Here is a 12,901-nt window from a genome sequence, read left to right as displayed (position 1 = left end):
CGGACGGGCAGCGGTGCGTCCGGTCACGGCGAGTCACGCGTGTTTGCCCGCCGACGGGTAAAATGTGACCACAGTCTCCCAGCACGGAAGGTGACCCATGGGTTTCCTGGACAACCTGAAGGCCAAGCTGGCCCCGGCCAAGGAGAAGGTCGGCGACCTCGCGCAGCAGCACGGGGGCAAGATCGACCAGGGTCTCGACAGGGCCGCACGCACGGTCGATCAGAAGACCAAGGGCAAGTACAGCGACAAGATCGTGTCCGGCACGCAGAAGGCGAAGGACGCGGTCGATCGGCTGGGGCAGAAGGACGGTGGCGGCACCCCGCCGACGACACCGCCCGCACCTCCCGCCGCCTGACGTACCGATGGCGGGGTGAGGGGCGTGGAGGCACCGGCTCCACGCCCCTCGGGGCGTCCTCACCGTCGCTGACGGTTGTGCCCGGGACCTTCGTCGTGCCCGGCGTCACGACCAGGCGGCGACGACGTACCCCACGCCGTAGGGCGCGTCCTCGTACAGCAGGTGCCCGGCCAGGTCCGCCCCGCCGGCCGCGCCCGCGAGCACCTGCCAGGGGGCCCGGCCCGACACCTTCAGCTCGTGCGCGAGCGTCTCGTCCAGCGCACCGAGTGCGGCCAGGTCCGCCGAGCCCAGGGCCCTGGCGGCCGCCGCGTCGAAGTCCTCGGCCCGTTCGTCCAGATAGCCCGGCGCCTTGACCGTCCGGCAGGCACTGCCGTCGCCCATGACCAGCAGGGCGACCCGCTCCGCCCGGTCCGCGAGTTCCTTCCCGGCCCGCAGGCAGCGCTCGGCGGAGAGTGACTCACGGACCCCCAGACCTTCGGCCGGAGCGCCGTCCCACCGGGCATGCTCCAGCAGCCACGCCCCGACCGCGAGTGACGCCGGGAGCCGCTGCCCGGGGGCGGCGGACCCAGCGGGTGCCGTACCCAGCCGCACGGTCAGGTCCACACCGAAACCCGCGAAGGAACCGGCCGCCCCGGGCGGGTACGGGCCCCTGCCGTCCGGTGCGGCGGGCCCGGCCACGATCAACAGGTCCGGCCTCGCCGCGGCGAGCACACCCAGGGCGTCACGGCACGCGTTCCGCGCGGCGTCGAGTTCGGGCCCGGCTCCCGCGGCCACCTCGGGAACCAGCAGCGGCGGGCAGGGACAGACAGCAGCGGCGACAAGCATGCCGGTCAGCGTACTCAGTCGATCGCGCACCCCGCGGCCGCCGGCAGCGGGTCGGGCACGCCGACGCCGGGCAGGCCCAGCATCACTCCGGCGGGCTGCGCGGCCGGAGCGGCGGTGCGCTTCTCCCAGGCGTCGCCCGACCGGGTGCGCCGGACGCCCAGGGGGGCGCCCTCGGCGAGCAGGTGGTGCGGCGCGGCGTAGGTGATCTCGACGGTCACCACGTCACCGGGGCGCACGTCCTGAGACGGCTTGGTGAAGTGGACCAGGCGGTTGTCGGGGGCGCGGCCGGAGAGCCGGTGCGTGGCGCCGTCCTTGCGCCCCTCGCCCTCCGCCACCATGACCTCCAGGGTGCGGCCGACCTGCTTCTTGTTCTCGTTCCAGGAGATCTCCTCCTGAAGGGCGGAGAGGCGCATGTAGCGCTCCTGCACCACTTCCTTGGGGATCTGCCCCTCCATGTCCGCGGCGGGTGTCCCGGGGCGCTTGGAGTACTGGAAGGTGAAGGCGTTGGCGAAGCGGGCCTGGCGCACGGCGTGCATCGTCTGCTCGAAGTCCTCCTCGGTCTCGCCGGGGAAGCCCACGATGATGTCCGTGGAGATGGCGGCGTCCGGCATCGCGGCGCGCACCTTCTCGATGATCCCGAGGAAGCGCTCCTGGCGGTACGAACGGCGCATGGCCTTCAGGATCGTGTCCGAGCCGGACTGCATCGGCATGTGCAGCTGGGGCATCACGTTCGGGGTCTCGGCCATGGCGGCGATCACGTCGTCGGTGAAGTCGCGCGGGTGGGGCGAGGTGAAGCGGACGCGCTCCAGGCCCTCGATCGTGCCGCACGCCCGGAGCAGCTTGGAGAAGGCCTCGCGGTCGCCGATGTCGGATCCGTAGGCGTTGACGTTCTGGCCGAGCAGGGTGATCTCGCTGACGCCCTCGGCGACGAGGGCCTCGATCTCGGCCAGGATGTCGCCGGTCCGGCGGTCCTTCTCCTTGCCGCGCAGTGCCGGGACGATACAGAAGGTGCAGGTGTTGTTGCAGCCGACGGAGATCGACACCCATGCCGCGTAGGCGGACTCACGCCGGGTGGGCAGCGTCGAGGGGAACGCCTCCAGGGACTCGGCGATCTCGACCTGCGCCTCCTCCTGGATCCGGGCGCGCTCCAGGAGCACCGGCAGCTTGCCGATGTTGTGCGTGCCGAAGACCACGTCGACCCAGGGGGCCCGCCGCACGATGGTGTCGCGGTCCTTCTGCGCCAGGCAGCCGCCGACGGCGATCTGCATCCCGGGGCGCTTCGTCTTCATGGGGGCGAGGCGGCCGAGGTTGCCGTAGAGCTTGTTGTCGGCGTTCTCCCGCACTGCGCAGGTGTTGAAGACGACGACGTCGGCGTCGCCGTCGGACCCCTCGGGCGCGCGCACGTATCCGGCGTCCTCCAGGAGCCCCGACAGGCGCTCGGAGTCGTGGACGTTCATCTGGCACCCGTAGGTGCGTACCTCGTAGCTCTTCTGGACGTCCACTGCTTCGCTCCGGTTGCCGCTGGTCATGGAACAAGGGTAGGCGCTGGCCGGACCTCCCCCTCCGCCGGAGGTCCGGCCCCCGTCCGGCCTGGCCAGGACGGGGCACCGCCTGGCAGGATCGCGCCATGCTCCACGCACTGTCCCGGGCCGGCAGGCGCCGCACCCTCCAGGGGGGCGCTGCCGGCGTCGTCGTGCTCGGGCTGCTGCTGTGGTGGGTGCTCCCGCTCGGCGACAGGGAGCCGAGCGGCTCGCTCACCTTCTCCACGGGCGTACGGAGCGGGGTCTACCAGCGCTACGGGCAGCGGCTGGAGGGCGCGCTGGCCAAGGACATGCCCAAGGTGTCGATACGGCTGCAGAACAGCGAGGGCTCGCAGCAGAACATCGAGCGGGTCGCCACCGGCGAGGCCGATTTCACCATCGCCACCGTCGACGCGGTGGCCACCTACCTCCAGAGCGGCAAGCCCGGTGGCGAACGGCTGCGCGGATGCGTGCGCCTGTACGACGACTACGTGCAGCTGGTCGTGCCCCGGGGCTCGGACATCCGGAAGGTCTCGGACCTGCGGGGCAAGAGGGTCGGTGTCGGGCAGAAGGGCTCGGGCGTGCTCCTCGTCGCCGACCGGCTCATGACCGCCGCGGGCGTCGACCCGTCGGAGGACATCACACCGGTCGAGGCGGGCATCGACACGATGCCGCAGCGGCTGACCGACGGTGAGCTCGACGCCTTCTTCTGGTCCGGCGGGCTGCCGACCGGCGCGGTGGAGAAGCTCTCGCAGGAGTTCGACATCAGGCTGGTGCCGCTGGAGACGCCTCTGATCAGCAGACTCCAGGCGGCGGGCGGTTCCACCCGCCACTACAGATCCGCCGTCATGCCGGCCGACGCCTACGACCACGCGCAGCAGGGACAGGCCGTGCAGACGGTGGCGGTGGCCAACCTGCTGATCACCACGGACCGCACGGACCCGCTGATGACCGAGGCGTTCACCCGGACCGTGATCGACAGCCGGGACCGGATCGGACGCGAGGTGCACGCGGCGCAGCTGGTGGACCTGCGTACGGCGATCTACACCGATCCGCTGGCCCTGCACGAAGGGGCCAGGCGCTACTACCGCTCCGCCAAGCCCTGATGCATGCGCGCGGGACGTGCGGGACGTCGCGCGGGCTCGCGCGTCGCGCAGTACCGATCGGTGCCGGCGCCCCGTGCTGGATCAGACGTGCGGGGCGTCGCGTGGCACGGTGACCGTCACCAGCAGGCCGTGCGGCTCGTGCGTGCCGTAGCGGATGGTGCCGCCGCCCGCCGCGAGCAGGGCGCGAGAGATGGAGAGGCCGAGACCGGACCCCTTGACGTTCTGGTGCCGTCCGCTGCGCCAGAAGCGGTCGCCGACGCGCTCCATCTCCTGCTCGGTGAGCCCGGGCCCCCGGTCGGCGACGGTGACGGTCGCGCCGGTCCCGTCGGTACCGGCCGTGACCCGGACCTCCTCGCCCTCCGGGGTGAACTTCAGGGCGTTGTCGATGACGGCGTCGAGCGCGCTCGACAGGGCGATGGGGTCGGCCCAGCCGGTGACCGCGGGGGCGCCGTCCAGGGTCAGCGTGACGCCCTTCTCCTCGGCCAGGGGGCGCCAGGCGGCCACCCGTTCGCCGGTGAGGGCGCCGATGTCCGTGAGCCGGAGGTCGGCCTCGGCGTGCTCGGCGAGCGCCAGGTCCAGCAGATCGTCCAGGACGTTCGCCAGGCGCTTGCCCTCCGTACGCACCGAGGCGATCTCCTCGTTGCCCTCGGGGAGTTCGAGTGCGAGGAGCTCGATGCGAAGGAGGAGTGCGGCCAGCGGGTTGCGCAGTTGGTGGGAGGCGTCGGCGACGAAGGCGCGCTGCTGTTCGAGTACGTCCTCGACGTTGTCGGCCATCTCGTTGAACGACTTCGCCAGGCGCCTGAGTTCCGGTGGGCCGCCGGACGCGACGACCCGGGAGCGCATCCTGCCGCTGGCGATGTCGTGGGTGGCCGCGTCCAGGGTCCGCACCGGCAGCAGCACCCAGCCGGTGAGACGGAAGGCAGCGCCCACCGCCACCAGCATCGCCACGACTTCGCCCAGGGCGATGAGCAGCCAGCCGCGCAGAGTCCTGGAACGCATGTCGCCGGTCGGGGAATCGGTCACCACGACGGCGACCACGTCCCCGTCCCTGACCACGGGGGAGGCCACGGCGAGCCTGCCCCGCTGCCACGGCCAGACCTGTGCGGGGTCGTGGGACCGACGGCCGAGCAGGGCCTCCTGGAAGGCGTCCCGGCCCTCTCCCTCGACGGGCAGGGTCCAGCCGGACGGCGCCTTGGCGAGCGCCCTGTCGTCGCGGTAGAAGACGCCGGCCCTGATCCCGTACACCGAGTCGTAGGCCCGGAGCTCGGTCTGCAGGATCCGTCGTCGCTCGTCCGAGCCCTCGACCGGTTCGCTGACGAACTGGGCGAGGGCGGCGAAGCGCGCGGTGTCGTCGATGCGGTCGATGACGACACGCTGCTGCTCCGCGGCGGCCACCCGCACGGCGAGCGGGAAGCCCAGGGCGAGCAGGACGGCGGCCATGAGGACGATGAGCAGGGGGAGCAGGCGGGTGCGCACCGGGCGTTACGTCCTCAGCCCGCCGGCGACACGAGCCGGTAGCCGACGCCCCGCACGGTCTCGATCAGGGCGGGGAGCCCCAGCTTGGAGCGCAGCGACGCCACGTGGACCTCCAGTGTGCGCCCGGTCCCCTCCCAGCTGGTCCGCCACACCTCGCTGATGATCTGCTCGCGGCGGAAGACGACGCCGGGCCGCTGCGCGAGCAGCGCGAGCAGGTCGAACTCCTTGCGGGTGAGCTGGACTTCCCGGCCGTCGACACCGACCCTGCGGGTGGGCAGTTCAATACGGACGGGGCCGAGCAGCAGGGCCGCGAGCGGGGTGGGCCCGGTGTCCTCGCCGGCCGTCCTGCGCCGGGCCACAGCGTGGATACGGGCGAGGAGTTCGCCGGTGTCGTAGGGCTTCACGACGTAGTCGTCCGCACCGAGGTTGAGGCCGTGGATGCGGGAACGGATGTCGGAACGTGCGGTGACCATGATCACCGGGATCGCGGACCGCTTGCGGATCTTCCCGCACACCTCGTAGCCGTCCTGGTCGGGCAGCCCGAGGTCGAGGAGGACGACCCCGAAGGGCTCCTTCTCGGCGGGCAGCAGCGCCTGCAGCGCCTCTTCGCCGCTGCGGGCGTGCACGACCTGGAAGCCGTGGCGCGCCAGAACGGCTGACAGGGCCGCCGCGACGTGGTCGTCGTCCTCGACGAGCAAAAGCCTCAAGGCCCCTCCCCTCCGTTCACGTTTCCGCGTCCATGTCTTCCGGGACCGCGGAGACTATCCGTGATGGCCGGCGGAAGTTCCGCCGGGTGAACCTTCGCGTACGGCGACGATTCACGCCATCCCGCATCAGGGCATCCACGCCGATGACGGGTACGTCAGTCAAGACCCTCCCGGTTACCAGCGGGTTTCCGTTACCCACCCGGTACGACGACGAGCGCGCCGTGGTGTCCCGTTCACGCGGAGTGTCCGGCTGAGGCCGGATCGTTATGCTCAATTTCCGCTCAGATGTAATGACGTTCGTCGCACTGCGTCACTAGGGTCCTTCCCTAACCGAGGAGGACGGAGCAAGAAGCCGATGAGCGGAGTGTCAGTGACCAAGGCCGCCGAGGATGCCGCACCTGCGGGAGACGACCTTGTCGTACTGAGCAACGTCAACAAGCACTTCGGCGCGCTGCATGTGCTCCAGGACATCGACCTGACCATCGCCAGCGGCGAGGTCGTCGTAGTCATCGGGCCCTCCGGGTCCGGGAAGTCCACGCTGTGCCGCACGATCAACCGCTTGGAGACGATCGACTCGGGCGCGATCTCGATCGACGGCAAGCCGCTGCCCCAGGAGGGCAAGGAGCTCGCCAGGCTGCGTGCCGATGTCGGCATGGTCTTCCAGTCGTTCAATCTCTTCGCGCACAAGACGGTGCTCGAGAACGTGATGCTGGGCCAGACCAAGGTCCGCAGGACGGAGAAGAAGCTCGCCGAGGAGAAGGCCCGGGCGCTGCTCGACCGCGTAGGCGTCGGCGTACAGGCCGACAAGTACCCGGCGCAGCTCTCCGGCGGCCAGCAGCAGCGCGTCGCGATCGCCCGTGCACTGGCCATGGATCCCAAGGTCATGCTCTTCGACGAGCCCACGTCGGCGCTCGACCCGGAGATGATCAACGAGGTCCTGGAGGTCATGCAGCAGCTGGCCCGGGAGGGCATGACGATGGTCGTCGTCACCCACGAGATGGGCTTCGCCCGTTCCGCCGCCAACCGGGTCGTCTTCATGGCCGACGGCAAGATCGTCGAAGAGGCCACGCCGGACCAGTTCTTCAGCAACCCGCGCAGCGACCGGGCCAAGGACTTCCTGTCGAAGATCCTTCACCACTGATCCGCACGGCTGGTCCAGTGCCGGCTGAACACTCACATCGCGTCAACCCGAGGAATCCCATTATGCAGCTTCGCAAGGTCACCGCCGCGTCCGCCGCCGTGCTCGCTCTCGCCCTCACCGCCACCGCCTGTGGTTCCGACGACAAGGACGACGCCGCGGGTGGCGGCGGCGGCAAGATCACGATCGGCATCAAGATCGACCAGCCCGGTCTCGGTCTGAAGACGCCCGACGGCAAGTTCACCGGCTTCGACGTCGACGTCGCCACGTACGTCGCCAAGGAACTCGGCTACGACGCCAAGGACATCAAGTTCGTCGAGACGAAGAGCGCCGACCGCGAGACCGCGATCGAGCGCGGCGACGTGAAGTTCATCGCCGCCACGTACTCGATCAACGACGAGCGCCTGCAGAAGGTCGACTTCGCGGGCCCGTACCTCCTCGCGCACCAGGACGTCCTCGTCCGCGCCGACGACGACTCCATCAAGTCGCCCGCGGACCTGAACAACAAGAATCTCTGCTCGGTCACCGGTTCGACCTCCGCGAAGAACGTCAAGGAGAAGCTGGCGCCGAAGGCCCAGCTGCAGAACTACGGCGGCTACTCCGAGTGCCTCACCGGCCTGGAGAACAAGGCCGTCGACGCGCTGACCACGGACGACTCCATCCTCGCCGGATACGCCGCGCAGGAGGTCCACAAGGGCAAGTTCAAGCTCGCCGGCTTCAAGATGACCAACGAGAACTACGGCATCGGCCTCAAGAAGGGCGACGCCGACCTCAAGAAGAAGATCGACGCCGCACTCACCAAGATGGTCTCGGACCGCTCCTGGGACAAGGCGGTCGCGGCCAACTTCGGCCCCGCCAACTACAAGAACGACCCCGCACCGAAGATCGGCAACGTCGTCAAGTAGGGCTCCACTCTCCGGACGGTCCGAAGCCGGGCTGACGAGGTGCGCCGCCGACGAGGCGGCGCACCGAGCCCTCCCCACACGTGGAAGCACGGGAGATCGTGTTCGACTTTCTTGAAGGTTACGACCTACTGGGGGCCTTCTGGGTGACGGTGAAACTCACCGTCTACTCCGCCCTCGGTTCCCTCATATGGGGAACGCTGCTGGCCGGTATGCGGGTCGGCCCGGTCCCCCTGATGCGCGGTTTCGGTACCGCCTATGTGAACATCGTCCGCAACATTCCGCTGACCGTGATCATCGTCTTCGCCTCGCTCGGTCTCTTCCAGACCTTGCAGGTCGAGCTCGGAGGCGGCGGCAACTTCGAGGTCATCAACTTCCGGCTCGCCGTGCTCGCACTGGCCCTCTACACCGCCGCCTTCGTGTGCGAGGCGCTGCGGTCGGGCATCAACACCGTGCCGGCCGGACAGGCCGAGGCCGCACGTGCCCTGGGCCTGAGCTTCGTCCAGGTGCTGCGGCTGATCATCCTCCCGCAGGCCTTCCGCTCGGTCGTGAACCCGCTGGCCAACGTGCTGATCGCGCTGACCAAGAACACCACCGTCGCCGCGGCGATCGGCGTTCTCGAAGCGGCGACCCTGATGAAGTCGATGATCGAAGCAGAAGCCCAGCTCATCCTCATATCCGCCGTCTTCGCGTTCGGATTCGTCTGCCTCACCCTCCCGACCGGGCTGCTGCTCGGCTGGGTGAGCAAGAAGGTGGCGGTGAAGCGATGACGACGTCCGTCCTCTTCGACGCACAGGGGCCGCGCGCCAAGCGGCGCAACATCCTGTACACCGTCGTGTTCCTGGCGGTCCTCGTCGCGGTGGCCTGGTGGGTGTACACCAGCCTCGACGAGAAGAACCAGCTCGACTGGATCAAGTGGGAGCCGTTCTTCACGAGTCCCCAGCCGTGGGAGACGTACATCTGGCCGGGGTTCCAGAACACGATCAAGGCCGCGTTCTTCGCCCTCGTGATCGCTCTCCCGCTCGGGGCGCTGTTCGGCATCGGCCGGCTCTCCGACCACCGCTGGGTGCGCATGCCCTCCGGCATCGTCGTGGAGTTCTTCCGCGCCATCCCCGTGCTGATCCTGATGATCACGGCGAACGCCGCCTACGCGGAGTTCACCGACATCGCCACCGACCAGCGCCTGCTGTACGCGGTCGTCACGGGCCTGGTGCTGTACAACGCCTCGGTGCTCGCCGAGATCGTACGGGCCGGGATCCTCTCCCTCCCGCGCGGGCAGACGGACGCCGCGAAGGCGATCGGCATGCGCAAGGGCCAGACGATGCGGTACGTGCTGCTCCCGCAGTCGGTCACCGCGATGCTGCCCGCGATCGTCAGTCAGATCGTCGTCATCGTGAAGGACACCGCACTGGGCGGCGCGGTGCTCACCTTCCCCGAGCTGCTGGCCTCGGTCCGCCCCATGAGCGCGAACTACGGCGCGAACACCATCGCGTGCTTCACGATCATCGCGCTGATCTACATCGCGCTGAACTTCGCTCTCACCTCGTTCGCGAGCTGGCTGGAGCGCAGGCTCCGGCGCGGGAAGAAGAGCACAGGCGGGGCGATCACTGCCGGCCCCGACGGCGGCCTCAAGACCGTCGGCGAAGCGCCGCTCGTCCTCCAGGACGGACACGGGATCTGACGGTCCGTCGCTGACGGAAGGACGGGGGGCGCCGGCGCACACGCCGCGCCCCCCGCCACGTCCCCCGGTCACTTGACGCAAGCACCGGCAATAGGTTGCATACGTTCTGTGATCCCGCCCCGAACAGCCCCCGCCGCACCCTCCTCCCCCTCGACCCCGACGACCGGCGCCGGAGGGATCACACCGTGGACCCGGTGATCGTCGTCGGCGCCGGGCCGGTCGGCCTGGCGCTGTCGCTCGCCCTCGCGGCTCAGGGCGTCCCGTCCGTCCTGCTCGACGAGGGCCCCGGCAAGGACGAACCCCGCCCCGCCCGTACCGTGGTGCTGCGCGAGGACACCGCGGACCTGGTGCAACGGCTCGGCTGTTCCGCGCTCCGGGACGAGGGACTTCGCTGGGCGGGCTGGCGCTCGGTACGGCGCAAGCAGCTGGTACGGGCGGTTCCGCTGGGCGACGAGGAGAGTGCCGTGCCGCTCCCCTCCCCCGTCCATCTGCCCCAGCACGCGCTCACCGGAGGACTGCGGGCCGCGGTCGCCGCCCACGACCTGGTCGAAATGGTGCCGTTCAGCCGGATCGACACGCTGGAGCAGGACGCCGACGGTGTCACCGTGCACACCAGGGAACCCGGTTCGACCTGGTGGCGCGGGAGTTTCCTGGTCGGCTGCGACGGCGCGCGCTCCACGGTGCGCAAGCTCCTGGACATCAGGTTCCCCGGCCGTACGGCGGTCGAGCGGCACGCGGTCGCCGCGCTGCGCGCCGAACTGCCCTGGCCTGGCGAGGCCGTGCTGCACCGGTCGCCGCCCTGGCGCTCTGGCGGTACGGAGGTCACGGCCCGGCCGCTGCCCGACGGGGTCTGGCGGCTGGACTGGCTCCTCCCGCCGCGCGGTGAGCTGGTCACCCCGGACGCCCTGATCATCCGTATCCGCGACACCCTCGAGGGCTGGTGCGGCGAGACGCCGGCCTACGACCTGCTGGACACCGGCGTCTACACGCTGCACCACCGGCTGGCCAGGCGCTGGCGGTCCAAGCGCGCCTTCCTCGCCGGGGACGCCGCGCATCTGCTGGGCGCCCTCGGGACCCAGGGAGTGGACGAGGGGCTGCGGGACGCCGAGAATCTGGCCTGGAAACTGGCGCAGGCCTGGCACCACGGTGCCTCGGAGGTGCTGCTCGACAGCTACCAGGCCGAGCGCAGGGCGGCGGTGGCGGCGCGGCTCCGAGCCGCCGACCAGTCGCTGCCGATACTGCGCGGGGGTGCCGGCCTCCGCACGCTCGTGCAAGGCGGCGCACGCGGGCACGACACGCTGCTCGCCGATGGCCACCTGGGGTGCGGGCCGCTGGGTGCGCCGCCTTCGTACACGCACTCCCCTCTTTCACCCCAACACACCGAAGCGCACGCCCCGGTGGGAACGGCTCCCGGAGCGCCGGTCGCCGACGTGCGGGTGACCGCGCCCGACGGCACGGCGGTCCGGCTGCGCGAGCGGCTGGGACAGGGACACCTGCTGGTGATCCTGGTCGCACCGGGCACGGGGGTGTGGGACCGGCGGCACTGGCTCACGGCCGGGGTCATGCCCCGGCTCGTCGACGCGGTGAACGCGCTCCCGGTCAGGGCCGAGTTGCTGGTGACCGAGAGCTACCCGGGAGCGACGGCTCACACCGTGCTGCTGGTCAGACCGGACGGGCATCTCGTGGCCGCCTTCAGCGGGGTGCGCGCGGCGGAGCTGTACGCGGCCGCCGACACGGCGCGCGGGGGTGGTGCGAGCACGGCGCACAGGGAGGGGACACGCACCACGGCGCGCTCCGACCGGACCGCGGACGTCAATTGACCGTCGCAGGCCCACATGGTGTACTCCAGATCATGACCGACACCGATGTGCGCCTGTGGCGGAGGGTCCATATGGACCTGGTCCGCTACGCGGGCTGCGTGTGTCGTCCGTCCTGCTGAATCGCCTGCCCCGGCACCCCGCGCCGTCTTCGGTGCGTGGCCGTGCCTCCTCGCGAACCCCACAGGACGGTCCCCCGTGTCTGCATCCTCTTCTTCCTCCCTGCCCACGCCCGCATCCGCCGCCGACCCCGATGCCTCGGCCGCAGCCCCGACGGCGGGTGCCGGCGTCGCTGATCCCACCGCCGGTAGCGCGCTCGGCGTGAGCGGTACTGCGTCCGCCGCCGACGTGCGGGTCCCGGCCCCGACCGCCGCGGAACTGCTCGCCTTCGTCCGCCGGACCGCGGAGGACACCGCGCTCGTCGCCTCGCTCCCCCTCGACCCCGAGGGGCGGACCTGGCTGCGGCTGGAGGGGCCCGGTGGCAGTGAGGCGTGGCTGATCGCCTGGCCTCCCGGCACCGGCACCGGCTGGCACGACCACGCCGAGTCGACGGGAGCCTTCACCGTGGCAGCGGGCACGCTCAGGGAGCACTCACTCGCCGCACGCCTCCCCGCCGGCGGCTGGAAGACCCTCGAACTCAACGAGGACATCGACCGGACGCGTCGGCTGGCCACCGGCCAGGGCCGGGCCTTCGGCCGGCACCACGTGCACGAGGTGCTGAACGAGTCCGGACACGAGCACGCCGTTTCCGTGCACGCGTACTACCCGCCCCTTCCGCAGATCCGACGGTTCAGCCGTACGGGCGCTGTACTCCGACTCGAGCAGACCGAACGCCCGGAGGACTGGCAGTGAGCGTCGACGGCCGGAACCGTCCGCAGGAGCCGCTCGGCATCGACGACCTGGTGGACCGGGTCCGGGCGGGCTACACCCGGATCAGCCCCGAAGAGGCCGCGGCCGCAGCCGGGGAGGGCGCGCTGCTCGTCGACATCCGCTACGCGGCCCTGCGCGAGAGGGACGGACTGATCCCCGGCGCACTGGTCGTCGAGCGAAACGAACTCGAGTGGCGCCTCGACCCCCGGGGCAGCCACCGCGCCCCCGAGGCGGTCAGCCACGACCTCCGCATCGTGATCATCTGCAACGAGGGTTACGCGTCGAGCCTCGCCGTCGCCTCACTGCACCAACTGGGACTGCACCGGGCCACGGACCTCACCGGCGGTTTCCAGGCATGGCGCACCGCAGGACTCCCCGTCACTCCCGGACAGCCCACCGCACCCTGACCCGACCCTACGGGCTCGCAGACCGGGGAGGCCCGTGGCCTCGCGCCCGGCCCTCCGGCTGCCGAAAAGGCCCGAATGCCTCCCCGACACACCCGAA

At 70.6% G+C, this 12,901-nt stretch carries 14 protein-coding genes; 10 read left to right on the top strand and 4 right to left on the bottom strand.

What is annotated here, in order from left to right; all coding sequences use genetic code 11:
• Positions 1-97: 97 nt before the first annotated feature.
• Complete coding sequence (locus ACFYY2_RS26410; RefSeq protein WP_327113795.1) at positions 98-355, top strand: antitoxin; 258 nt, start codon at positions 98-100, stop codon at positions 353-355.
• A 105-nt stretch (positions 356-460) separates the two neighbouring features.
• Here the strand turns inward: ACFYY2_RS26410 and ACFYY2_RS26405 are convergent, their stop codons facing one another.
• Positions 461-1,180, bottom strand: coding sequence for a class III extradiol dioxygenase subunit B-like domain-containing protein (locus ACFYY2_RS26405; protein ID WP_388747234.1), 720 nt, complete (start codon positions 1,178-1,180; stop codon positions 461-463).
• A gap of 14 nt (positions 1,181-1,194) precedes the next feature.
• Positions 1,195-2,709 carry a tRNA (N6-isopentenyl adenosine(37)-C2)-methylthiotransferase MiaB gene (gene miaB / locus ACFYY2_RS26400; protein ID WP_388747231.1) on the bottom strand — a complete coding sequence of 505 codons (1,515 nt, stop codon included), beginning with the start codon at positions 2,707-2,709 and terminating at the stop codon, positions 1,195-1,197.
• A gap of 98 nt (positions 2,710-2,807) precedes the next feature.
• Here miaB and ACFYY2_RS26395 point away from each other — a divergent pair, with 98 nt between their 5' ends.
• The gene (locus ACFYY2_RS26395; protein WP_388747228.1) at positions 2,808-3,806 is read left to right on the top strand and encodes a TAXI family TRAP transporter solute-binding subunit; all 999 of its coding nucleotides are present in this window, start codon (positions 2,808-2,810) and stop codon (positions 3,804-3,806) included.
• Positions 3,807-3,887: 81 nt separating this feature from the next.
• Here ACFYY2_RS26395 and ACFYY2_RS26390 read toward each other — a convergent pair whose 3' ends face one another.
• Both ACFYY2_RS26390 and ACFYY2_RS26385 read right to left on the bottom strand, forming a co-directional pair.
• Positions 3,888-5,282 (bottom strand): sensor histidine kinase, encoded by a 1,395-nt coding sequence (locus ACFYY2_RS26390; protein ID WP_388747225.1) that lies wholly within the window; start codon positions 5,280-5,282, stop codon positions 3,888-3,890.
• 14 nt (positions 5,283-5,296) lie between these two features.
• Positions 5,297-5,989, bottom strand: a complete 693-nt coding sequence (locus ACFYY2_RS26385) for a response regulator transcription factor (RefSeq protein ID WP_388747222.1) — start codon at positions 5,987-5,989, stop codon at positions 5,297-5,299.
• A gap of 355 nt (positions 5,990-6,344) precedes the next feature.
• Here ACFYY2_RS26385 and ACFYY2_RS26380 point away from each other — a divergent pair, with 355 nt between their 5' ends.
• The 8 genes from ACFYY2_RS26380 to ACFYY2_RS26345 all read left to right on the top strand — a co-directional run bounded on the left by ACFYY2_RS26380 (position 6,345) and on the right by ACFYY2_RS26345 (position 12,804).
• Positions 6,345-7,130: an amino acid ABC transporter ATP-binding protein gene (locus ACFYY2_RS26380; protein WP_327113807.1), complete on the top strand. Its 786-nt coding sequence runs from the start codon at positions 6,345-6,347 to the stop codon at positions 7,128-7,130.
• A gap of 62 nt (positions 7,131-7,192) precedes the next feature.
• On the top strand, positions 7,193-8,032 hold the full coding sequence (locus tag ACFYY2_RS26375) for a glutamate ABC transporter substrate-binding protein (protein WP_388747217.1): 840 nt from the start codon (positions 7,193-7,195) through the stop codon (positions 8,030-8,032).
• Between the two features lie 98 nt (positions 8,033-8,130).
• Positions 8,131-8,799 (top strand): amino acid ABC transporter permease, encoded by a 669-nt coding sequence (locus tag ACFYY2_RS26370; RefSeq protein ID WP_329041096.1) that lies wholly within the window; start codon positions 8,131-8,133, stop codon positions 8,797-8,799.
• Entirely contained in the window at positions 8,796-9,710 is a 915-nt protein-coding gene (locus ACFYY2_RS26365; protein ID WP_388747213.1) for an amino acid ABC transporter permease, read from the top strand. Before ACFYY2_RS26370 ends, ACFYY2_RS26365 begins: the two co-directional genes overlap by 4 nt.
• 185 nt (positions 9,711-9,895) lie before the next feature.
• Positions 9,896-11,530: an FAD-dependent monooxygenase gene (locus ACFYY2_RS26360; protein ID WP_388747210.1), complete on the top strand. Its 1,635-nt coding sequence runs from the start codon at positions 9,896-9,898 to the stop codon at positions 11,528-11,530.
• 32 nt (positions 11,531-11,562) lie between these two features.
• Complete coding sequence (locus tag ACFYY2_RS26355; protein WP_311605579.1) at positions 11,563-11,649, top strand: putative leader peptide; 87 nt, start codon at positions 11,563-11,565, stop codon at positions 11,647-11,649.
• Between the two features lie 199 nt (positions 11,650-11,848).
• Complete coding sequence (locus tag ACFYY2_RS26350) at positions 11,849-12,379, top strand: cysteine dioxygenase (protein ID WP_388747207.1); 531 nt, start codon at positions 11,849-11,851, stop codon at positions 12,377-12,379.
• The gene (locus ACFYY2_RS26345) at positions 12,376-12,804 is read left to right on the top strand and encodes a rhodanese-like domain-containing protein (protein ID WP_388747204.1); all 429 of its coding nucleotides are present in this window, start codon (positions 12,376-12,378) and stop codon (positions 12,802-12,804) included. Before ACFYY2_RS26350 ends, ACFYY2_RS26345 begins: the two co-directional genes overlap by 4 nt.
• Positions 12,805-12,901: the final 97 nt, after the last annotated feature.

Source organism: Streptomyces sp. NPDC001822, from assembly GCF_042892135.1.
In the GTDB taxonomy this organism is placed as follows: domain Bacteria; phylum Actinomycetota; class Actinomycetes; order Streptomycetales; family Streptomycetaceae; genus Streptomyces.
The sequence above is the reverse complement of the archived record's forward strand: the minus strand, read 5'-3'. Positions and strand labels throughout refer to the sequence as shown.